Source organism: Streptomyces sp. NPDC030183 (assembly GCF_055573455.1).
Genome location: NZ_JBVIBK010000017.1, coordinates 126454 through 148238, shown reverse-complemented (window position 1 = coordinate 148238; position 21785 = coordinate 126454). Strand labels below are relative to the sequence as shown.

16 protein-coding genes are annotated in these 21785 nt (G+C 67.9%); 13 read left to right on the top strand and 3 right to left on the bottom strand.

Annotated features, from left to right (window positions below):
* Positions 1-984: 984 nt before the first annotated feature.
* A complete protein-coding gene (locus ACZ4Z2_RS21710; protein WP_468078265.1) occupies positions 985-5568 on the top strand; it encodes an aggregation-promoting factor C-terminal-like domain-containing protein in 4584 nt (1527 codons plus the stop codon).
* 251 nt (positions 5569-5819) lie between these two features.
* Here the strand turns inward: ACZ4Z2_RS21710 and cyaB are convergent, their stop codons facing one another.
* Together cyaB and ACZ4Z2_RS21700 are read right to left on the bottom strand one after the other, a co-directional pair.
* Positions 5820-6374 (bottom strand): class IV adenylate cyclase, encoded by a 555-nt coding sequence (cyaB, locus tag ACZ4Z2_RS21705; protein ID WP_468078264.1) that lies wholly within the window; start codon positions 6372-6374, stop codon positions 5820-5822.
* Positions 6375-6388: 14 nt separating this feature from the next.
* Positions 6389-7240 (bottom strand): helix-turn-helix domain-containing protein, encoded by an 852-nt coding sequence (locus ACZ4Z2_RS21700; protein WP_468078263.1) that lies wholly within the window; start codon positions 7238-7240, stop codon positions 6389-6391.
* A 354-nt stretch (positions 7241-7594) separates the two neighbouring features.
* Between ACZ4Z2_RS21700 and ACZ4Z2_RS21695 the strand changes: the two genes are divergently transcribed.
* The 12 genes from ACZ4Z2_RS21695 (at position 7595) to ACZ4Z2_RS21640 (ending at position 19671) form a co-directional block, all read left to right on the top strand.
* Complete coding sequence (locus ACZ4Z2_RS21695; RefSeq protein ID WP_468078262.1) at positions 7595-7828, top strand: DUF7848 domain-containing protein; 234 nt, start codon at positions 7595-7597, stop codon at positions 7826-7828.
* 290 nt (positions 7829-8118) lie between these two features.
* Positions 8119-9438 (top strand): glutamate-1-semialdehyde 2,1-aminomutase, encoded by a 1320-nt coding sequence (gene hemL, locus ACZ4Z2_RS21690; protein ID WP_468078261.1) that lies wholly within the window; start codon positions 8119-8121, stop codon positions 9436-9438.
* Positions 9435-10109, top strand: coding sequence for a histidine phosphatase family protein (locus tag ACZ4Z2_RS21685; RefSeq protein WP_055717429.1), 675 nt, complete (start codon positions 9435-9437; stop codon positions 10107-10109). The genes hemL and ACZ4Z2_RS21685 overlap by 4 nt, the downstream gene beginning before the upstream one ends.
* A 415-nt stretch (positions 10110-10524) precedes the next feature.
* Positions 10525-11799, top strand: a complete 1275-nt coding sequence (locus ACZ4Z2_RS21680) for a polysaccharide deacetylase family protein (RefSeq protein WP_468078260.1) — start codon at positions 10525-10527, stop codon at positions 11797-11799.
* A 77-nt stretch (positions 11800-11876) separates the two neighbouring features.
* Positions 11877-12479 (top strand): TlpA family protein disulfide reductase, encoded by a 603-nt coding sequence (locus ACZ4Z2_RS21675; protein ID WP_468078259.1) that lies wholly within the window; start codon positions 11877-11879, stop codon positions 12477-12479.
* Positions 12480-12507: 28 nt separating this feature from the next.
* A complete protein-coding gene (locus ACZ4Z2_RS21670; protein WP_257234684.1) occupies positions 12508-13278 on the top strand; it encodes a cytochrome c biogenesis CcdA family protein in 771 nt (256 codons plus the stop codon).
* A gap of 4 nt (positions 13279-13282) precedes the next feature.
* Positions 13283-14986: a cytochrome c biogenesis protein ResB gene (resB, locus tag ACZ4Z2_RS21665; protein WP_468078258.1), complete on the top strand. Its 1704-nt coding sequence runs from the start codon at positions 13283-13285 to the stop codon at positions 14984-14986.
* Positions 14983-16080 (top strand): c-type cytochrome biogenesis protein CcsB, encoded by a 1098-nt coding sequence (gene ccsB / locus ACZ4Z2_RS21660; protein ID WP_468078257.1) that lies wholly within the window; start codon positions 14983-14985, stop codon positions 16078-16080. Before resB ends, ccsB begins: the two co-directional genes overlap by 4 nt.
* A gap of 87 nt (positions 16081-16167) precedes the next feature.
* On the top strand, positions 16168-16797 hold the full coding sequence (locus ACZ4Z2_RS21655; RefSeq protein ID WP_468078256.1) for an RNA polymerase sigma factor: 630 nt from the start codon (positions 16168-16170) through the stop codon (positions 16795-16797).
* Positions 16794-17903, top strand: coding sequence for a CU044_5270 family protein (locus ACZ4Z2_RS21650; RefSeq protein ID WP_468078255.1), 1110 nt, complete (start codon positions 16794-16796; stop codon positions 17901-17903). Before ACZ4Z2_RS21655 ends, ACZ4Z2_RS21650 begins: the two co-directional genes overlap by 4 nt.
* 241 nt (positions 17904-18144) lie before the next feature.
* Positions 18145-18609 carry a hypothetical protein gene (locus ACZ4Z2_RS21645; protein ID WP_468078254.1) on the top strand — a complete coding sequence of 155 codons (465 nt, stop codon included), beginning with the start codon at positions 18145-18147 and terminating at the stop codon, positions 18607-18609.
* Between the two features lie 12 nt (positions 18610-18621).
* Positions 18622-19671 (top strand): polyprenyl synthetase family protein, encoded by a 1050-nt coding sequence (locus ACZ4Z2_RS21640; RefSeq protein WP_468078253.1) that lies wholly within the window; start codon positions 18622-18624, stop codon positions 19669-19671.
* A gap of 33 nt (positions 19672-19704) precedes the next feature.
* Here the strand turns inward: ACZ4Z2_RS21640 and ACZ4Z2_RS21635 are convergent, their stop codons facing one another.
* Positions 19705-21720 carry a M36 family metallopeptidase gene (locus tag ACZ4Z2_RS21635; RefSeq protein ID WP_468078252.1) on the bottom strand — a complete coding sequence of 672 codons (2016 nt, stop codon included), beginning with the start codon at positions 21718-21720 and terminating at the stop codon, positions 19705-19707.
* Positions 21721-21785: the final 65 nt, after the last annotated feature.

The following is a 21785-nucleotide window of genomic DNA, read 5'->3' as shown; positions in this document are numbered from 1 at the left end:
GTCGGACTGAGTGAGACGGCAGCATGCGGGCCGGCTGGTCGGCCGACACTGCAACGCTCTGACCTGCGATAACGCAGCGCGACCCCAGGGGGGTGATCCCGTCACCCTCAGTCAGAAGACCGAAGAGGTGCTGGGCCACGCGGTCTGACAACCGGTTAGAGGTCGTTCTGAGGGACCGCAGAGCGCCCCCGAGACGCCCCCAGGCGGCCCCCTGGAGCCTCTCCCGCATTGCGGACGAGGCGGATCGCGTCCACGGAACGATCAAGCGTCAGCGTGAGGCGCCATCGGGAAAGTGTGACAAACCGCAGGTCAGCGGGGCTGTAGCCGTTACAAGATCACCAACGAACGCTTTGGAGGAGCCATGTCGCACGGAAACGAACCTCTGACATGCCGACGCCCCGGTTGCGGCTTCTGGCGCAGTCTCGTACCGACCCGTTCGGGCGGCTGGAGGCGAAATAGGCACTGCTCGAAGCAGTGTTACGTGTGGTGCCGCAGAGCGGCGTACGCCGCGCGAGCGGGGACGCCGGAAGATGCGGCCGAACTCCTGCGCCTGAGTGATCTCCTCGACGCTCGCAAGACGCCGGGGACGCACGTTCCGGGGATTTTCGTCGATCTGGGAACCGCCGCACTCTGATACATCTGGCCGGCTGACGGCACCGAATCCCGTAAACCACTGAAGGGCCCTAGCGCATTGCGCTAGCGGCCCTTTTTTCATGCCCGAAAGGGAATCCATGTACGACGAAAACGTCTGCGCGAGGGAGGGTTGTTCCTTCCATGTTGAGCTAGTCATGATCGGCGAAACGCCGATGCCTACCGTTTACTGCGGCGATGCCTGTGCCGATTTCGAGTGGCTCCGAAGAGGGTTAAGGACGGCGCCTCCGTCACCTGAAGTTGCTGAGGCGTATCAGGCGCTAAACGCGCTGGAACGGCTCCTCAACGGGCGAACGGACCCGTTTGCGGTGGGGCCACTGTTGGGGTCGCTCTATGACGGGTGACCTGGACATTGTCGGCGGAGCAGCCGTCGACGTCATTCCGATCGTCCCGAACTTCCACAGGAAGCTGAAGGAAGCTGTCCTCCCGATCGCCGACCGTGTGGGCATCGAGGCAGGTCAGAAGCTCGGTGATCGCATGGCAGAGACCATGCGAGCCAGCCTGGCCGGCGACGGGCAGCGCATCGGAAACGACCTTGGCGACGCCATCGGCGACGCAATGGCGCGGCGCATCACAACGGCTATCCCCAGCGCCATAAACAACGGGGGACGAGCCGCGAGAGCGGCGTCGACGCGGCAGGGCGACGACAACGCGGGCGCGTTTGGGCGGGCGTTCCGGAGCCGTTTGCAGGCGGCGTTTAGGGCGTTGCCACGTCCCGACGTCCGGATATCTGACACGGGCTTCAATGCGGATCTCGCACGTCTTCGTGCCCGCATGGAAACGCTGAGTGGAAAGCGCGTTGGCGTCGACATCGACGCGGCAACGGCTATCGCAGAGATGCAAGCCATTGACGCGGAGCTTTCCCGTCTCGGCTCACGCTCTCCGAATATCCAGATCCGCGCCGATATCGCGACGGCTCGAACCGAGATCGCTTCCATGCAGCGTCAGGTAAACGACCTCGACCGGGACGACGTCAACATACGCGTGCGCGCCAATACCGCGCCCGCGATGGCGGCACTTATGCAACTTGGTGTCGCCGTCGGCCTTGTAGCCGCCCTCCCGGTCATCCCAGTAGCAGCGGCAGGCATTGGCGCCATTGCGTCCGCTGCCGTCGCTGCGGGCGCCGGCGTCGGAGCCCTGGCGCTCGTCGCCGTTCCAGCGATCAAGAGTGTCACTAGCGTCATTCAGGCGAAGACCGCAGCGGACAAGGAAGCAGCCTCCGCGACGGATAGTTCCGCAGCGGCCAACGTGAAGGCTTCACAGAACGCCCTTCAGATGGCCAGTGCCCAACAGGCACTGTCGGCCGCGCACCGCAACGCAGCCCGCTCCATCGCTCAGGCCAACCGGCAGGTCGAGGACGCGGAACGAGCCGTCGCACAGGCAGCACAGCGTGCCGCGGACCAGCGACGCCAGGCAGCGGAGAACGTCGCCCGCGCAGAGCGCTCCCTCCTCGACGCAAAGCGGGACGCGAAGCAGGCGGAGGAAGACCTCACGCAGGCCCGCCGCGACGCAGCACGGCAGCTTGCCGACCTGAACGACCGCCTTGCCGACGGACAGCTTGACCAGCGGGACGCCGCTCTCCGTGTCCGTGAGGCACAGGAGGAACTCAACCGGGTCATGGCCGACCCGAAGGCGACGGACCTCCAGCGCGAGCGGGCTCAACTGGCCTATGACCAGTCGGTCCGCAACGCCGAAGAGCAGAAGCAGAGCTTCGACGAGCTGAAGAAGGAAGCGGCGAAGGCCCGTAAGGACGGCGTCAACGGCAACGCGGACGTCAAGCGCGCTGCCGACCGACTCGCGCAGTCTCAGCGCAACGTCGTGGACCAGACGAAGGCTCTTGCCAACGCTCAGCGCGACGCAGCGCGGGCGCAGGTCGACGCCGCTCAGACCGTTTCCGATGCTCAGCGCCACCTCGCCGACGCAGTCCGCAACGCTGCGGACACGCAGGTTCAGGCAGCGGACTCCATCGCGTCCGCGGAGCGGGGCGTCGAGTCGGCCCGCCTGTCGGGTATCAGTACGACATCGACGGCTACGACGAAGGCGGAGGAGTACCGCAAGGCACTCGCGAAGCTCAGTCCGGAGCAGCGGGACTTGTACGACTCCATCGCCGGCCCGAACGGGCTGACGAAGGCGTACAAGGACTGGGTCAAGGAACTCCAGCCTGACGTACTGCCGATATTCACCCGCGGAGTCGACGGCGCGAAGAAGTCTCTCCCCGGACTGTCGCCGCTCGTCCGTAGCTCCGCGAAGGCCGTCAGCGAACTCCAGGACTCCGCGTCAAAGGAACTGAAAACCCCGTTCTGGCAGACCTTCAAAAAGGAAATAACCAAGAGCGCGCGCCCCGCGATCGTTGGCCTCGGAAAGGCATTCGGCTTCACCCTGAAGGGGATGGCCGGCGTTGTCTCGGCATTCCTTCCGCACATGGATGACATTGCGGACCGGGCGACGGGGATAACGGAGCGATTCGCCGACTGGGGGACGGGGCTCAGGAAATCCGAAGAGTTCGAGGGATTCCTCGACTATGCCGACACCACGGGCAAAGTGCTCGGGGAGACATTCGGGAACGCCCTAGACGCGGTCTTCGAAGTGGCTCAGTCGCTGTCTCCGGTTTCGAAGGTCGTTCTGAAGTTCATCGGCGGTCTCGCAGAGGGCATCGCAATCGTCGCGGAAGACGCTCCGTGGCTGGTCCAAGGGATCTGGCTTGTCATCGCCGCTACGCGAGTCTGGGCCATATCGCAATGGGCTCTGAACGCAGCGATGAACGCGAATCCCGTCGGGCTCTTCGTTCTTGCCCTCGTGGCGCTCGTAGCAGCGGGGATCTACGCCTTCAACAAGTTCCCCTGGTTCCGTGACCTCGTGCTTCGCGCTTGGGACGGCATCAAGACGGCCTCGCTGTGGCTCTGGCACAAGGCACTGAAGCCTTTCTTCGAGTGGTTCGGCGTCATGGTCGTATGGCTCTGGGAAAAGATCATCAAGCCGTACGTGAAATTCATGATTGCGTACTGGCGTGGCGTGGGCGCCGTCGTGACGTGGCTGTGGCAGAAGATTTTCAGCCCCTACCTGGGATTCATCGGTGACCTGATCGCGTGGTGGTGGCGAAACGTCGTCAAACGCTACTTCGGATTCGTTGTCGACGTCATCCGAGGTGTGGGATCCGTATTCTCGTGGCTGTACCGAAAAGGTGTGAAGCCTCCGATGGAGGCCATATCGTCGATCGTCAGCTTCATCTACGAGAAGGGTCTGAAGCCCGCGTTCGGGAAGATAAAGACGGCCGTCGGTCTCGTGGCGGACGCGTTCGAATCTGCCCGCAGGGGCATCAAGCGAGCGTGGGACAAGGTCGTCGGAATCACGGCACGACCCGTGAACTTCGTGATCGATTTTGTCTACACCAACGGCATCAAGGCCGTGTGGGACAAGGTCGCTGGATTCGTCGGACTCGGCAAGCTCCCGAAGGCTCCAAAGCTCGTCCCGGAGAAGTTCGCGCAAGGTGGCCGCACTCGCGGCGGGATTCCTGGCGTTGACTCCATTCCCATCCTCGCGATGGCCGACGAGTACATCCTCCGGCGCGACAGCGCGAGAAAGATCGGATTCTCCAACCTCGAATACATGAACCGCACGGGCGAAATCCCAGGGGTTCAGAAGTTCGCGGACGGAGGTCTCGTCGGCGCCCTCGACGGTGCATGGGACTGGACGAAGGACACCGTCTCCGACGTCGTCGGCAAGGGAGTCGATTGGGCGAAGGCGGGCGCCGATCTCCTGACGGATCCGTCGAAGATCTGGAGCCAACTGACGAAGCCAATCGTCGACAAGCTGTCCAAGGGACTCGGCAAGGCCCCGATGGGGACGACGCTGACTCAGTACCCGTTGAGGATGATCAGCTCCCTGAAGGACAAGATCGTCGACGCTGCGGCGAACATGTTCTCTGGCGACGGTGGAAGCGGTGGCGGGGGCATGTGGGCAAAGCCCGTCGCCGCTGCCTACGGAACTCCGTTCGGCAAGCGCGGCTCGATGTGGAGCAGCGGACGTCACACGGGCCTCGACTTCCCCGCGGCTGTCGGCACTGCCGTCAAGGCGGTTGCTGACGGACGGGTTTCCCTGGCTGCGTCTGGTGGCCCGTACGGCAAGCACATCGTCATTGACCACGGCGCCGGACTCCAGTCCCTCTACGCGCACATGTCGCGGCTGCGGGCGACGGTTCCGAAGGCTGTCGACGGGGGCGACCGGATCGGCGACGTCGGCGCGACGGGCAACGTCACGGGCCCCCACCTCCACCTGGAGGCGAGGCTCAACGGCAAGGCCGTCGACCCGATGCGTTACCTGAACGGTGGGGGCGGAGGCGGATTCAAGGCCAACGCCGTTGGCGCTGCTCAGCAGTACGCGAAGTCGATCCTGAGCAACTACGGATGGGGGCCGTCGCAGTTCGGCCCCCTGAAGAAGCTGTGGGATGGCGAATCCAACTGGCGCTGGAACGCCCGAAACCCCAGCTCCGGCGCGTACGGAATCCCTCAGTCGCTGCCTGCCAACAAGATGGCGTCGGCCGGCGCCGACTGGAGGACGAACTACAAGACGCAGATCCGTTGGGGTCTCGGCTACATCAAGGGCCGTCCCGACTACGGCTCTCCGGCAGCCGCTTACTCGAAGTGGCTCGCGCGTAGCCCTCACTGGTACGACGACGGCGGGTACCTCCCGCCTGGCCTCAACCTCGTCGCCAACGGGACGGGCAAGCCGGAGCCCGTCTTCACCTCGTCGCAGTGGGACGACATCAGGGCGTCGAGGGGTGGCGTCCCGAACATTCAGGTTGACGTCGCCTGCACGACGAACGTCGACGGCCGGGAACTCCACGGACTCATTGACAAGCGCATCGACGTACGCAACGCCGATACAGGGGCGTCGCTCAGCGCCGGTCGCTACGCCTGACATACACACCACACGCACACACGGGGCCGCTCGACGTCCGGGCGGCCCCGTTCCACGCCCCACGGGGCTTGATGACAACGGAGGAACCCATGAGCTGCATGCCAGCGAAGAGCCAGCACGTCACCTGTGGACACTGCGGCGTAGAACTGCCACAGAAGCCGGGAGCGGGACGAGTGCGCCGATTCTGCGACGGCGAGCACGGTAGGGCGTACCGACGTCGCATGCGCGCGCTTGGGTTTCCGGTCTGAGAGCTACCGTCGCTGAGCCTGGACAGCGGCTGTGTAGGTATCGCGGGTGACGTCGTCAGGCGCAATCCCGAGATCAGCTAGAACGGCACGAACGTCGTCGAGAGCCGCGGACACCTCAGGCTCTTCGACGAGGGTCTCTACCTCCAGGAACGTGCCGTCGATCTCAGGTACACGCACGAGGGTCGCAAGCATTCGCCGGCCGCGCGCCTCGAAGCTGTAGTTGCGGCATCGCTTCTCGAACGCGATGACTTCGACGTAACCCAGTCCGCGGAGGATCGCATGCGTGGCTTGAGCGTCCTCGACGTCGGTCTCATGCTCGGGCTTGGATCCCGACCCTTCGTCGACGGCTGCGTCTTTGAAGGTCAACACTGTCCGAGTGCTGTCCGGACCATGAACCGTGCGGACGCGGAGTTCCTGGTCTGCCTTCTCTAGCGCACCGTCGGGTCGGTCATAGTAGGTGTCGCGGTACACCTCGACGCGTGCCGTAGCTCGCTCGTCGAGGTACCGCATGACCACCTCGGGCGACTGCACGCGAGCCTTCAACTCCGCTTCGATCACCTGAAGCTCCCCTCTCATACCGTTCGCTGTGCGCCGTCGACGACCGCATCAAACATCCTGCGGAACCCCCGGAACAACGGACCGTGCGGAGTCTCCATCACCTTGTACGTTGCCGACTCGTGCCCCTCCCATCCGGCATCGAAGGCGCCGACGAACATCGTCGAGTCCGCCCGGATGATTCGCCACGTAGGCAGCATCCGGTACCGGTAGACGCTGATCGAGCACGCGTCGGTGAGTTCACGTAGGCGTGCCTCTGAGAGCAGGACGCCGCCCGACAGGGACTCCGTCGACTCACCGATCTCAGCGGCCCTGCGCGGTACGGCCTCGGACTCTGGGTCAAGCAACAGGACACGGACACGTAGCTCCGCCTGACCGGGACTGCGCGAGAGGTAGGACCGGAGGAGGGAGTCGTTCAAGCCGATCAGGCCAAGACCGCGGACGGCCAGGACGTCCAGCTCCCTTGCCTCCCGCACGAGCTGTTGAATCTCGGTCGCCGCTGATCGCTGAGCTTCGTAGACCCTGACGACTTCTGGAAACGCAGCGAGATCGAAGGCGGCACCACCGGTCCGCCGTTCTCGACTCGCGGCCAGACCGAGGAGGTGTCGCGCATCGTCGGGCATGTTGAGCCCCCCGGCGATTCGCTCGTACACGTCAAGCCGGGACACTTCGCGACGGCCGTTAATGATCTCGTTGACGCGAGACTGCGTCATTCCTGTAGCGACCGCGATGCGCGCCTGACTGGCGCCGGCGTATTGCTGCGCGTACCGGAAGACTGCCCCCATATCCCGGTCACGGAGTGCCTTGCGGACGTCTATGCGCTCCCATGCCCAGTCAGGAAGCTCGATCGGGGCGGATGTCATCGGCATGCAGCGGCCCTCACCTATCCACATGGGACATCGAAAGTCATCTCACGGTGAGATTACCGCCGGGGGATCGATATGGGGCCGTGAACCACAAACCATGTACACCTCGAAGTGTGTAGCGGGAGGTATAGCGATGGCACTTGAGACGTCGATGGACGAGTTGCGCCACATGTCCGACGACCCGTCTACATGGTCGGAGCCAAAACCGGTCCCTGGGTGCGATGTGTGCGGAGCCCTGCTGAAGCAGTGGAGGCAGGCAACCGAAATTGGTGGTCCCGCCTACGACCCGTCGCACGCGTCGGATCTTGCCGTCGAGATCACTCGTCACCCGCACCCTCGACCGAAGAAGGTCCGCTGATGGTCGCCAACCCGTATCCGGAGGTACGCACCGACGCCGAGATATCGGAGCTGCCGGCCCGCGCATGGGTCGAGTGCGCTGGCTGTTTAGAGAACAGCGGAATCGCCAGTGCGGCCGACGCGAAGAAGTGGGCAGACGCACACACCGAAGAACGCCCGTATCACACACGGTTCCGCACGGTGAGTCAGACGCCGTTCAGTGTCGTCGTTCCGTACGACGTGCCCGTGTCTTGACCCCTGAGCCCGCGCCCGGTGTGAGTGCGCCGCCGGTGCGCGGTGGGGCGGCAGGGTCCAGGCGTCGTTTGAGGTCGGCCAACCTGGACCCTGCCCGCTCCGTCCCCTCCGCCCGAACCGGCTCCTCACCCCCGCACGAGGAGAGGGCGGAGAACTAAGCCCCACCTGCCAACGCGTTACCGCCCGCCTGGCAGGTGGGGCTTTCGCATGCGCCTGCGGCGCCGTGGGCTGCGTGGCCCTGGCCTACGCTGGTGGGGACCGTCGTCCGCCTCGATGAGAAAACGCAGGTCATGACCGAACTGCCCTATAGCTATGAAGCCCCAGTTTCGCAGACTCTTTTCGAGCGCGCGGCGGCCGTCACGCCCGGCGGCGTGAACTCTCCCGTGCGCGCCTTCCGCGCCGTGGGCGGTACGCCCCGGTTCATGGTGTCCGGTACCGGTCCCTACCTCACCGACGCCGACGGCCGTGAGTACGTCGACCTTGTGTGCTCCTGGGGGCCGATGATCCTCGGGCACTCCCGTCCCGAGGTCATCGCCGCCGTTCAGGACGCCGTCTCGCGTGGTACGTCCTTCGGCACCCCCGGCGAGGGCGAGGTCGCGCTGGCCGAGGAGATGGTCGACCGCGTCGGGCCGCTGGAGCAGGTGCGGCTCGTCTCCAGCGGGACCGAGGCCACCATGTCCGCGATCCGGCTCGCCCGCGGCTTCACCGGCCGCACCAAGGTGGTCAAGTTCGCCGGCTGCTACCACGGCCACGTCGACTCGCTGCTCGCCGCCGCCGGGTCCGGAGTCGCCACGTTCGCGCTGCCGGACACCCCCGGCGTCACCGGCGCCCAGGCCGGCGACACCATCGTCCTCCCCTACAACGACCTCGACGCCGTACGCGCCGCCTTCGCCGCCCACCCCGGCGAGATCGCCTGCGTGATCACCGAGGCGTCCCCGGGCAACATGGGCGTCGTCCCGCCGCTGCCCGGCTTCAACCAGGGGCTCAAGGACGCCTGTGCCGAGAACGGGGCCCTGTACATCTCCGACGAGGTCATGACCGGGTTCCGTACCAGCCGGGCCGGGTGGTTCGGGGTCGACGGGGTCGTCCCCGACCTGATGACCTTCGGCAAGGTCATGGGCGGCGGCTTCCCCGCGGCGGCCTTCGGCGGTCGGGCCGACGTCATGGCGTACCTCGCGCCCGCCGGGCCCGTCTACCAGGCCGGCACGCTCTCCGGGAACCCGGTCGCCACCGCCGCCGGGCTCGCGCAGCTGCGGCTGCTGGACGACACGGCGTACGAGGTCGTCGACGCCGTGTCCCTCCAGATCCAGGGGCTCGTCACGGAGGCGCTCACCAAGGAGGGCGTCGCGCACACGCTGCAGAACGCCTCCAACATGTTCTCCGTGTTCTTCACGGACACCCCGGTACGGAACTACGAGGACGCCAAGACGCAGGAGTCCTTCCGGTTCAACGCCTTCTTCCACTCGATGCTGTCGCAGGGCGTCTATCTGCCGCCGTCGTCGTTCGAGTCGTGGTTCGTGTCCACCGCACACGACGAGCAGGCGGTCCAGAGAATCGCCGACGCCCTCCCGGCGGCGGCGCGAGCGGCAGCGGAGGCCACAGCAGCATGAGTGACATCACCGTCGTCCACCTGATGCGGCACGGCGAGGTCGCCAACCCGGACGGGATCCTCTACGGGCGGCTCGCCGGGTACCACCTCTCCGACCTCGGGCGCCGGATGGCCGACCGGGTCGCCGAGCACCTCGCCACCCGTGACGTCACCCACGTCGTGGCGTCGCCGCTGGAGCGGGCGCAGGAGACGGCCACGCCGATCGCCAAGGCGCACGGGCTGGACCTCGCGACCGACGCGCGGCTCATCGAGGCCGACAACGTCTTCCAGGGCAAGACCTTCGGGGTCGGCGACGGCGCGCTGAAGCGGCCGGAGAACTGGAAGCACCTGGTGAACCCCTTCAAGCCGTCGTGGGGCGAGCCGTACGTCGACCAGGTCGTCCGGATGATGGGGGCGCTGGACGCGGCGAAGGACGCGGCGCGCGGGCACGAGGCCGTGCTCGTCTCGCACCAGCTGCCGATCTGGATCGTCCGGTCGTACGTCGAGCGGCGGCGGCTGTGGCACGATCCGCGGCGGCGGCAGTGCACGCTCGCGTCCCTGACGACGTTCACGTACCAGGGCGACAAGATCGTGTCGGTGGGGTACAGCGAGCCGGCGCGGGATCTGGTGCCGGCGCACCTCCTGGCCGGGGCCAAGCCGGTGAAGGGGAAGGACAAGGCCTTCGGAGCGTGAGCGCTCCGCTCGGGGCGCCGGGGGGAGAGAGCGGGGGCTCGGGTGGGTGGGTGACTGCGGGGTCGTCGTGGCTGGTCGCGCAGTTCCCCGCGCCCCTGAGTAGCGTGCGGTTCCCCGCAGTTCCGAGGCGCCCTCTTCCCTTCTCCTCGCGTTGCGTCCCCCTGGTCTTGATCAACTGGAACCCTGCGGTCCGTACGTCTGTCCTATGAGGCGTGCTCTCTTGCCCGGGGGGTCGTGCCTACGCGTACGCCCCCGGCGTGCGCTTCGGTGCGAGGCGTACGAAGGGCGCATACAACCGTTTTCGGTCAAAGGCTCTGCAATATGTGCAAGATCGACGGAACCCCGGCGATACGCCTGACCTCTTAAACGGTGTGCTTCACGTCAAGAGGGGCGTGACCTGAACAAGGGGGACGCAATGCGCCAAATATCGCGCAGGGGAGTGCTCGGGCTCGGGGCGGGGGCCGCCGCCGGGCTGGGGCTGACCGGCTGTGGCACGGGGTTCGGGGGCACGCCGACCGAGGCCGGCGGTTCCGGGGGCTCCGGGGGCGGCGGCAAGGGCAAGGGGAAGCCGAAGAAGAAGGTGACGCCGATCGGGGACGGTTCCACCGCCCGTACCGGCAAGCAGCCCCACCAGCCGGAGAAGCCGCGGCCGTTGGAGCCGGGTGAGACCCCGCCGCAGTTCGTGGTGTTCTCCTGGGACGGGGCCGGTGACGTCGGGAACGGCCTGTTCGAGCGGTTCCTCAAGGCGGGCCGGGACCACGACGCCCACATGACGTTCTTCCTCTCCGGGATCTACCTGCTGCCCGAGTCGAAGAAGCGCAAGTACCTCCCGCCGAACAACGCCCCCGGCGCCTCCGACATCGGCTACCTCACCGACGAGCACATCAAGTCGACGCTGGGGCACCTGCGCACCGCCTGGCTCGACGGCCACGAGATAGGTACCCATTTCAACGGCCACTTCTGCGGCGACGGCTTCGGCTCGGTCGCCAAGTGGACGCCCAAGCAGTGGCGCAGCGAGATCGAGCAGGCCAAGTCGTTCGTGAAGGAGTGGAAGACGAACAGCGGCTGGACCGACCTCGACCCGCTGCCCTTCGACTACGACAAGGAGCTGGTCGGCGGGCGCACCCCGTGCCTGCTCGGCCAGCAGAACCTGCTGCCCACCGCGCGCGAGCTGGGCTGGCGCTACGACTCCTCCTCGCCCGGCGGTCTCCAGGTCTGGCCCCACAAGAAGCAGGGCATCTGGGACCTGCCGTTGCAGTCCGTGCCGTTCCCGGGCCGCGGCTTCGAGGTCCTGTCGATGGACTACAACATCATGTACAACCAGTCCCAGAACTCCACCCAGGCTCCGCCCGTCAACTACCCGGCCTACCGCACCCAGGCCACCGGCGCGTACGTGGCCGGATTCCAGCGGGCGTTCGAGACGAACCGGGCGCCGCTGTTCATAGGCAACCACTTCGAGGAGTGGAACGGCGGGGTCTACATGGACGCCGTCGAGGGTGCCCTGAAGCACATCGCCCGGGCCAAGGAGAAGGCCAAGGACGGGGAGATCCGGATCGTCTCCTTCCGGCAGTTCGTCGACTGGATGGACGTCCAGAAGCCGGAGGTCCTCGCCAAGCTCCGGACCCTCGGGGTGGGGCAGGAGCCGGCGGGGGGCTGGAAGGAGTTCCTGAAGGCGGGATCTGTCGCCTGACCTCGGCAGAAGCAGGGTCGGGCGGGCTGCTCGAACCCCGCCGCCGGTCGACGAAACGGGCATGCGAAACTTTTCACATGAGTGTCCGTACGAGCCGCAGCCGTGCCGCTTTGCTCTCCGCCGGGGCCACCGCCCTGGCGCTGGTGCTGTCCGCCTGCTCGGGCGGAGGCATCGAGGGCGGTGGCGGCGGTACCGGCTTCGTGGCCGGCTCCGACGGCATCGCGACCGTGAAGAAGGGGGAGCGGGCCTCCGCCCCCAAGCTCGCCGGCAAGACCATCGACGGCGGCGAACTCGACGTGACCTCCGCCTACAAGGGCAAGATCGTCGTCCTGAACGTCTGGGGCTCGTGGTGCCCGCCGTGCCGCGCGGAGGCGGACAACTTCGTCAAGGTCTCCAAGGACCTCGCCGGTCAGGGCGTGCAGTTCGTCGGCATCAACACCCGCGACACCAGCACCCGTCCCGCGCAGGCGTTCGAGGAAGAGTTCAAGGTCACCTACCCGAGCCTGTACGACCCCACGGGCAAGCTGCTGCTGCGGTTCGAGAAGGGCACGCTCAACCCGCAGCTGATCCCCTCGACGATCGTCGTCGACCGGGAGGGCAAGCTCGCGGCGCGGGCCCAGACGCCGCTCACCGAGGAACTGCTGCGCAAGATGATCAAGCCGATTCTCGCGGAGAAGTGACGTGCCGGGAACGACGACCGCGACCGTGCTGAACACCGCCGTCACCACCAACGCTTCCGGTCTCACCGACACCGTCTCCAGCGGGGCGCTGCTGCTCGCGCTGCCCGTCGCCCTGCTCGGCGGTCTCGTCTCCTTCTTCTCGCCCTGTGTCCTGCCCCTGGTCCCCGGCTATCTGTCGTACGTCACCGGCGTCGGCGGCACCGACCTCGCGGACGCCCGCAAGGGGCGGATGGCGGCGGGCGCCGGGCTGTTCGTGCTCGGGTTCACCGCGGTGTTCGTCTCCAGCGGGGCCCTGTTCGGGTACTTCGGCACGACGCTGCTGGAGCACCAGCAGGTGCTGACCAAGGTGCTCGGCGGGTTCATGATCTTCATGGGGCTCTTCTTCATGGGGCTCATGCCCTGGCTCACCCAGCGCGAGTTCCGCTTCCACACCAAGCCGGCCACCGGGCTCGTGGGCGCCCCCGTGCTCGGCGCGCTCTTCGGCATAGGCTGGGTCCCCTGCATCGGCCCGACCCTCGCCGCCGTGAACGTCCTCGCGATGCAGGAGGGCAGCGCCGTGCGCGGCGCCCTGCTGATGGTGGCGTACTGTCTGGGGCTGGGCCTGCCCTTCGTGCTCGCCGCGGTGGCCTTCCGCAAGGCGCTCGGTGCCTTCGCCTGGGTCAAGCGGCACTACGCGTGGGTGCTGCGCATCGGCGGCGGCATGATGATCACCATCGGAGTGCTGATGCTGACCGGCGCCTGGGACCGCATCGTGCAGGAGATGCAGGTCTGGTCCACCGGCTTCACCCCTGGGATCTGAGCCAATGACGACGACCGACTCCGGCAAGCGCGACGACAGCGAACTCGACGTCGTCGGCTCGCGGCTGTCCACCGCCCCGCAGGAGGACGCCCTCAACGTGCCCCAGCTCGGGGTGATCGGCTGGGCGCGCTGGTTCTGGCGCCAGCTGACCTCCATGCGGGTCGCGCTGCTGCTGCTGTTCCTGCTGTCGCTCGCGGCGATCCCCGGCTCGCTGATCCCGCAGAGCGGGCAGGACGAGACCCGGGTCGCCGACTTCATGAAGCGGCACGACACGCTGGGGCCGGTCTACGAGAAGCTCGGACTGTTCCACGTCTACAGCTCGGTGTGGTTCTCCGCGATCTACATCCTGCTGTTCATCTCGCTCATCGGCTGCATCGTGCCCCGCACCTGGCAGTTCGTCGGCCAGCTCCGCGGCCGCCCACCGGGCGCGCCGAAGCGGCTGACGCGCATGCCCGCGTACGCGACCTGGCGCACGGAGGCCACCCCGGAGCAGGTCCGCGAGGTCGCGCTGAAGGTGCTGAAGCGGCGCCGGTTCCGCGCGCATGCCGCCGGGGACGCGGTCGCCGCCGAGAAGGGCTACCTCCGGGAGGCCGGCAACCTCGCCTTCCACCTGGCCCTGATCGTGATGCTCATCGCCTTCGCCTGGGGCCAGCTCTACAAGTCCGAGGGCAACAAGCTGATCGTCGAGGGCGACGGCTTCTCCAACGTCCTGCCGCAGTACGACGACTTCAAGTCCGGCAACCTCTTCTCCGCCGACGACCTCAACCCCTTCAGCTTCGACCTGACGAACTTCCGCGGCACCTACGAGGCCACCGGACCGAACAAGGGCACCCCGCGCGTCTACGAGGCGACCGTCGACTACGCCGTCGGCGCGGACGGCAAGGAGAAGACCACCCGGATCGAGGTCAACAAGCCGCTGGAGATCGACGACTCCAAGGTCTATCTCGTCAGCCACGGCTACGCGCCCGTCATCACCATCAAGGACGGTCGGGGGAAGGTCGTCTACGAGGACGCGGTGCCGCTGCTGCCGCTGGACTCCAACGTCACCTCCACCGGCGCCATCAAGGTGATGGACGGCTACCGCGACGGCAAGGGCAAGTGGGACCAGCTCGGTATCCAGGCGTTCTTCCTCCCGACGTACGGCGGCAAGGACTCGGCGGTGGTGTCGCAGTTCCCCGCGCTGCTGAACCCGCGGCTGAACCTGACGCCGTACCACGGTGACCTGAGGGTCAACGCGGGCCTCCCGCAGAGCGTGTACCAGCTCGACAAGTCGAAGCTGAAGGCGTTCCGGGACGCCAAGGGCGCGCAGGTGCGGGAGAACCTGGAGATCGGCGAGTCCATGACCCTGCCGAACGGGGCCGGCACCATCACGTTCGACGGGGTCAAGGAGTGGGCCGGCTTCCAGGTGACCCAGCAGCCCGGCAGCGGCTGGGCCCTCGCGGGCGCGATCGCCGCGATCCTCGGTCTCGCCGGGTCCCTGTTCATCCAGCGCCGCCGGGTGTGGGTCCGCGCGGTCGCCGGGCCCGACGGGGTGACCGTGGTCGAGATGGCGGGCCTCGGCCGCAGCGAGTCCGCGAAGGTGCCGGAGGAACTCGGCGACCTGGCCGCGCTGATCCACGACGAGGCCCCCACCGCGCCGGACACCCACCCGGATCCCGACCCCGACTCCGAACCCCCAGTCGTCACTGCCGAAGGGGCTGAGAAGTGACTCTCGCCGCCGCGACCAACGAGAATCTCGCGAACATCAGCAACACGCTGATCTACTCCGCGATGGCCGTGTACACGCTGGCCTTCTTCGCGTACATCGCCGAATGGCTCTTCGGCAGCCGCAGCAAGGTGGGCCGCACGGCCGCCGCGCTCACCGCCCAGGGCGAAGGGGCCGAGGGGGCGAAGAAGGCGGCCGCGCCCTCGGTGACCGTGAAGTCGGCCGGGGGCACCTCCGTGCTGGAACGGCCGAAGGTGGTCGTACGGGCGGCTGCCGGCGCGCGGGACGTGCCGGACGGGCCCGGCGCCCACGGCGGGGACGAGCAGGGCGACCTCTACGGCCGTATCGCCGTGTCCCTCACGGTGCTGGCGTGGGCCGTCGAGGCCGCCGGTGTGCTCGCGCGGGCGCTGTCGGTGCAGCGGGCGCCGTGGGGCAACATGTACGAGTTCAACATCACCTTCTCCACCGTGGCCGTCGGGGTGTACCTCGCGCTGCTCGTGCTGAAGAAGAACGTGCGCTGGCTGGGCCTTCCGCTGATCACCACGGTCCTCCTCGATCTCGGTCTCGCCGTCACTGTCTTGTACACCGCCAGCGACCAGTTGGTTCCCGCCCTCCACTCGTACTGGCTGTACATCCACGTCTCCACCGCGATCTTCTGCGGTGCCGTCTTCTACGTGGGCGCGGTCGGCACGATCCTGTACCTGTTCAAGGACTCGTACGAGAGCAAGCTGGCGAGCGGCGGCCGGCCGGGCCGGTTCGCGACCTCCGTCATGGAGCGGCTGCCGGCCTCGGCGTCCCTCGACAAGTTCTCCTACCGCGTCAACGCCGCCGTCTTCCCGCTGTGGACGTTCACGATCATCGCGGGCGCCATCTGGGCGGGCGACGCGTGGGGCCGCTACTGGGGCTGGGACCCCAAGGAGACCTGGTCGTTCATCACCTGGGTCGCCTACGCCGGCTACCTGCACGCCCGCGCCACCGCCGGCTGGAAGGGCCGCAAGGCCGCGTACATCGCGCTCGTCGCCTTCGCCTGCTGGCTGTTCAACTACTACGGCGTCAACATCTTCGTCAGCGGCAAGCACTCCTACGCGGGCGTCTGACCCGGACGACATCCCTCCACCGAAGGCCGGTTCCCGTGTGACGTGGGTCACGGGAACCGGCCTTCGGCGTGTGGACAGGGGGAGGACGTGGAGACGAATCAGGGGGACCGGAGCGCGCTGCGCGCCCGGATCAGGGACGGGGACGCGGGAGCCTTCGGCGAGGTCTTCGACGCGTACGCGCGTTCCGTGTACAACCACGCCTTCCGGCTGACGGGGGACTGGTCCACGGCCGAGGACATCGTGTCGCTGACCTTTCTGGAGGCGTGGCGGCTGCGGGACCGGCTGGACCCGGAGGGCGGTTCGCCGCGCCCGTGGCTGCTCGGCATCGCCACCAACGTGACCCGCAACAGCCGCCGCACCGCCCGGCGGCACGCCGCCGCCGTGGCCCGGCTGCCGAGGCCCGAGTCCGTGCGGGACTTCGCCGACGACGTGGCCGGGAAGCTCGACGACACGGCGTATCTGCGCGCCGTACGCACGGCGGTGGACCGGCTGCGGCGGCCCGAACGCGAGGTGCTCGCCCTCTGCGCCTGGGGCGGCCTCGACTACGCCGCCGCGGCGGAGGTGCTCGGCGTGCCCGTGGGCACCGTCCGCTCCCGCCTCTCCCGTGCCCGCGCCAAGCTCGCCGCGGCGCTCACCGGGGAACCCGCCGCCCGACGCGGACAGACACAAGGCGGCCACGCACCCGTGGCCGGGCCCATCCAGGAGGGGAACCAGTGAACGAGAACCCGTCCCCCCGCGGCATCCCGTCCCCGCCGGACGCGGCGGCTTCCCCGGACGTCCCGTCCGCCGTGGAGCGGGAGCTTCCCCCGGGCCGCCACAGCGTCCTGAGGGAGCATCTGATGCGGGAGATCGAGAACCGTACCGAGAGCGCGGACACCTCGCGTCCGGTGGCCGTACGGCCGCTCTGGCGGCGGCCCGCCTTCGCCGCGCCCGCGGTCGCCGCCGCCCTGACCGTCGCCGTGGTCGTCGGCTCCGCGGTGACCCAGCACGTCACCGGGCCCTCGGCGCCCAGTGTGCTCGAGGACGACGGCCGGTGGGGCGGCACCCGCAGCGACCGGAGCGCCGCCGAGGTGCTGGAGCGGGCCGCCGAGGCCGTCGGGAAGCGCAGGCCACCCGCGATCGAGGACGACCGGTTCGTCTACACCAAGCGGGAGGACTACCACTGGAAGGCGGACGACAGGCTGATGGGGTCCGAGTGCGCGCGGACCCTGGAGGGGCATCCATTCGGGACCCGGGAGTTCTGGAGGTCGGTCGACGGGAAGCACGCCGGTCTGTCATGGGAGGAGGAGGACGGGGAGCTGGTCAAGCGGCGCCTCGCCGTGGTGCCGCGCATGAAGGGATTCGTCGGCTCGTACCGGGAGGCGGAGGACGAGCTTCCCACCGGGGTCGAGGGCATGTACCGGTATCTGTACGGGGCGAAGGCCGGCGAGCAGCCGAAGGCCGGGGACGGGCGCGCCGACCGGGCCGCGTTCGAGAAGGGCGCCACGCTGCTGGCCGGGCTGTTGCTGCCCCCGAAGGCGGAGGCCGCGCTGTACCGGGCGCTCGCCCGGATCCCCGGGCTGACCGTGTACGAGGGGGCGCGGGACACGGTGGGCCGTACGGGGGTGTCCGTCGGGATCGCGGGCCGTTTCCCCGACTTCGGGCAGGGCCGGTCCCGCCACGAACTGCTCTTCGACGAGCGGACATCGGCGTTCCTGGCGTTCAACTCGGTCAACTTCGACGCGCTGGACGAGGACTGCGAGTCGCTGCGGGTGGGGGACCTGGTGTCGTCGGAGGCGATCCTGAAGCGGGGGGTGGTGGACCGGGCGGGGGAGCGGCCGTGAGGCAGTCGAAGCAGGGGCCCGCGGCCCTGGGCCGTGTCCGGCCAGGAGCGGTACCGGTTCGGGCAGGCCAGTCACGGAGTGGCGGCTCTCGCCGTAGTGGCGGCTCTCGTCGTATGGCGATCGCCACCGGGCCCTGCCCAGCGGAAAATCGCGGCGGTTCGCCGGAAGGGCTCACCGACGGTGTCCGTTACGATCGCGCATATCGCCATAACTAGGACATTTCTCTGTGTGGGGAGAGCGCATGCCCGACGAGCACCTCAATCGAGTCGATCCGGAGCGCCTTCAGCTGTCTCGCGCGGTTTCTCAGGTGGTCAAACAGGCGGCCACGATTCTTCAGCAGGAGCTGACCGACGGCTCGGGTCGCGCCACGACCATGCAGAAGAAGTACGCGGCGACGAAGAAGGTGGACCCCAACGAGTTCCAGCTCTTGAGCAGCCGGGTCCGCAAGGACGTGCACGACCTCATCGCGATGGCCGCCGAGATGTTCACCGAACTCAAGACCAATGAGGTCCAGTCCCTGGTGTCGCGGATGGCCACCGACGCGCACGACGTGGTCGACACCACGATGAACCTCATCGAGAACGCGCCGGCGACCGCCAAGACCTTGGCGAATCTGGGCTTCACCACGCCGCCACCCGCGGGTGCCACGCCGGCGTCGGACGCCACACCGGATGCCGGTGGCGAACCACCGCAGCCCAGCGCCTGAGAGGGTCGCTCCATGACCGCTGAACCGGGCGTGGGCCTCGGCCCCTCAGCCGTGGAGTCCGTTCTCGCGCGCTACCGCGACCTCACGATCGCACGGCTGCTGTCGGACATTCCGGACTCGACGCAGGACGAGCTCTACAGCCTCGTACGCGACTACCCCAGCCGATCCGGCAAGGGGCTGCGCCCGGCGCTGTGCCTGGCGGTGTGCCGGGCGCTCGGTGGCGACATCGAGAAGGCGATCGACTCGGCGGTCGCCATCGAGCTCACCCACAACGCGTTCCTCATCCTCGACGACGTGCAGGACGGCAGCGAGATGCGCCGCGGGTCGCCGACGCTGCCCGCCGAGTACGGCCTCGGGGTCGCGGTCAACGTCGGCAGCGCGACCAATCTGCTGGCGCTGCAGCACCTGATGGCCAACCGGTGGGCTCTCGGGCCCAACCTCGCGTGGGCGATTCTCCAGGAATCCGCCCTGATGATGCGCCATTCGCTGGAGGGGCAGGCGATCGAGGTCGGCTGGATCCGGAACAACGCCTGCGACCTGGTCGACGAGGACTACTACCGGATGTGCATGAAGAAGTCGTCCTGGTACACGTGTATCCACCCTTGTCGCGTCGGCGCCCTCGTGGCCGAGGGCAAGCACCGGGCGACGGTCCGATTCGACCGCTACGGCTGCTATCTCGGTGCCGCGTTCCAGATCCAGGACGACCTGCTCAACCTGACCGGTCACTACTCGCAGTACGGCAAGGAGATCTCAGGGGATCTCCGGGAGGGCAAGCGCACGCTCGTCCTCATCGAATACATGCGCCGCTGTAACGCCGCGCAGCGGGCGCGGATGGAGCGCTTCCTGGGCAGGACGCGTGCCGCCCGCACCGAGGACGAGGTGCAGTGGGTACGCGACGAACTGCTCGCGTCGGGCTGCGTCGAGACCGTACGGGCGAGGGCGAGGGCCCTCGCCGACGAGGCGCACATGGAGGCGCTCAAGGCGTTCGACGACAGCCCCGACTCCGAGGACAAGCAGTTCCTGCTCGACCTGCCGTACTACATGGTGGAGCGGGACAGCTGAATCGCCTCTGTCCTCGTCGTACGGCCGACCGCTTCAGTCCTCGTGCCCGGCCGGGGGCAGCTGGATACCGGCCCGGCAGCCGATGAAGGACGCGTTGGGGCAGAAGGCGTCGAAGCCCATGCCGTAGCGGGCGAAGGATCCCCAGGCCGCCTTGCGCACCTCGGGGTACTCGGCCTCGGTGAACGCCCTGCCCTCGAGGCCCTTCAGAGCCCGCAGGACAGCGCCACGCGCGGTAAGGAACGACGGGTTCTTCGGGGTGAGTTTCAGCCCGTCGACGACGGCCTGCCAGGCGACCCGGTAGCCGCGCTCCCTGCTGTCGAGCACCGCGCTGATCCGGCGCGTCATCTCCATGAGCGCGGCGCACCAGATCTCGCCGACGTTGTGGATCCTCGTGTAGTCCAGCCCGCCCGTGGCATGCCCGACGTCCCCGAAGTCACCGGGGTAGTCGTCGTCGTACGGCCGCTGGCGGATGCCGCCCGGGTCGTCGACCACCCAGTCTCCGACGACGGTATGTTCCCGCTCCCGGAAGAAGTTGGGGATGGTGAGTGCGAAGTAGTCCGACCAGCCCTCCCCCATCGCCCGGGACTGGTCCTCGCGCAGGCCGTCGGCATCGTGCAGACCGCCGACCAGCCGGTTGGTCAGACCGTGCGTGTACTCGTGGCGGACGACTGCCGCGTCCATGGCCGTGTGCCTATGGGTTCCGGCGACCAGACCCATGTTCATCTCCGCTGCCGAACCGTCGGCGCGCGTGAGCATGTTGGCTGTGCCGAAGACCGGCCCAGGATGGGCGCGGGCCACGACGGGGTCGGCTCCCACGCCGAGGCCCGAGAAGTTGACGGTCTGGAAGTTGCCGTGCTCCTCGGTGAAGCCGAGCATCATGAGGAGGTCGTGCAGTTCGTTGCACAGGAAGAAGATGTTCGTGACGAGTTGTTCCGGCGTGCCGGGCTTCGGGGCGAACAGCGCGTTGCCCGCCGCGTCGACATCGACCTGGAAGGTGTCGCCGGTGTCCGCGTGGACGGCTTGCACGTTGTTCCCGACGGTCGCCACGTGCCCGTTCTGCTGGGTGACCCAGGGCCCGGGGAACCCGGGCAACGGCGTCGCCGGGCGTTCGACCGGATAGTCGGTCAGCGGCAGCGGGAAGGAGGCCAGGGCGGGCTCCGTCCTGGCCGGGTTCTGCCGGACCACCAGTCCTCCGACGACGTGATCGGTCAGGTCCTGGAGGTACAGGACCTGGGGTGCCGCCGTGTCCCTCGTCTTGTCGTCGGCCTCCACGAGCGCGTGGTACTGCACGGCACCGTTCGCGCGAGAGAACCTGAACGACCAGGCGAGACGGACGTCGTCGCCCATGTAGAAGTACACGAGCCGCGCGGGGACCGCCTCGTCGAAGGCACCTTTGTCGAACGTCATCGGCTGGTCGTTGCGCGCCTGGGAACTCAGTCGGCGGAAGCCTTCCGAGATGTCCAGAGCCGGAAGTTCGTCGGTGCCGAAGAGGCCGTCGATCGTGACCGGTTCGGCGGCCTTCGCGGCGCCGGCGGCCAGAGCCGTCTCGACCGGCACCGTGGGCATCGTGGGCACGTTGCCCGGCACGCTCGCCGTGTCGCCGACGACCCTGTCGACCGTGCCGTCCTCGCTCAGCCACACCTTGGGTGCCATGCCCCACACGTCGATGCCGTTGAGTGTCTGCTGGAGGCTGACCACGCGCATGCCGCCGCTCGTGGACGTCACCTTCGGATCGGCCTCGAACTCGGCGGGCTCTCCGGCGGCGAAGCCGATCGCCCGCGAGACCGAGGAAAGGTACTCCTTGGCGCGGACGATGTAGTCGCCGTCGGCTGCCTCGGCGCCCGCCCGTTCGGCGAGGCCGACCGGTGCGCCCTCCACCCGTAGCTCGGTCAGGTGCCCGGTGAAGCGGTTGACCTTGCTGTCGTCGGCTATGAGGGTGTGCTGCACCGACTCCGCCACACGGTCGGTCTCGGCGAGGAACGCCTCGGCGCCCCGGACCCGGGCGAGCCGGTCGTACTGCAGATCCCGCTTGTCGATCAGCTGTGTCATGACGTGCTCCTGCCACGGGCGCGGGGCCCGGCGTCGGCTGTCTGTGCTCTTCGGCTCTGGTGCGC

Excerpts from the sequence above, each read along its gene's own strand:
- ACZ4Z2_RS21640 (WP_468078253.1), top strand. The coding sequence starts at position 18,622 with ATGACCGCTGAACCGGGCGTGGGCCTCGGCCCCTCAGCCGTGGAGTCC.
- ACZ4Z2_RS21680 (WP_468078260.1), top strand. The coding sequence starts at position 10,525 with ATGCGCCAAATATCGCGCAGGGGAGTGCTCGGGCTCGGGGCGGGGGCC.
- ACZ4Z2_RS21685 (WP_055717429.1), top strand. The coding sequence starts at position 9,435 with ATGAGTGACATCACCGTCGTCCACCTGATGCGGCACGGCGAGGTCGCC.
- ACZ4Z2_RS21695 (WP_468078262.1), top strand. The coding sequence starts at position 7,595 with ATGGTCGCCAACCCGTATCCGGAGGTACGCACCGACGCCGAGATATCG.
- ACZ4Z2_RS21710 (WP_468078265.1), top strand. The coding sequence starts at position 985 with ATGACGGGTGACCTGGACATTGTCGGCGGAGCAGCCGTCGACGTCATT.
- ACZ4Z2_RS21675 (WP_468078259.1), top strand. The coding sequence starts at position 11,877 with ATGAGTGTCCGTACGAGCCGCAGCCGTGCCGCTTTGCTCTCCGCCGGG.
- ACZ4Z2_RS21645 (WP_468078254.1), top strand. The coding sequence starts at position 18,145 with ATGCCCGACGAGCACCTCAATCGAGTCGATCCGGAGCGCCTTCAGCTG.
- hemL (WP_468078261.1), top strand. The coding sequence starts at position 8,119 with ATGACCGAACTGCCCTATAGCTATGAAGCCCCAGTTTCGCAGACTCTT.
- ACZ4Z2_RS21700 (WP_468078263.1), bottom strand. The coding sequence starts at position 7,240 with ATGCCGATGACATCCGCCCCGATCGAGCTTCCTGACTGGGCATGGGAG.
- ACZ4Z2_RS21635 (WP_468078252.1), bottom strand. The coding sequence starts at position 21,720 with ATGACACAGCTGATCGACAAGCGGGATCTGCAGTACGACCGGCTCGCC.
- resB (WP_468078258.1), top strand. The coding sequence starts at position 13,283 with ATGACGACGACCGACTCCGGCAAGCGCGACGACAGCGAACTCGACGTC.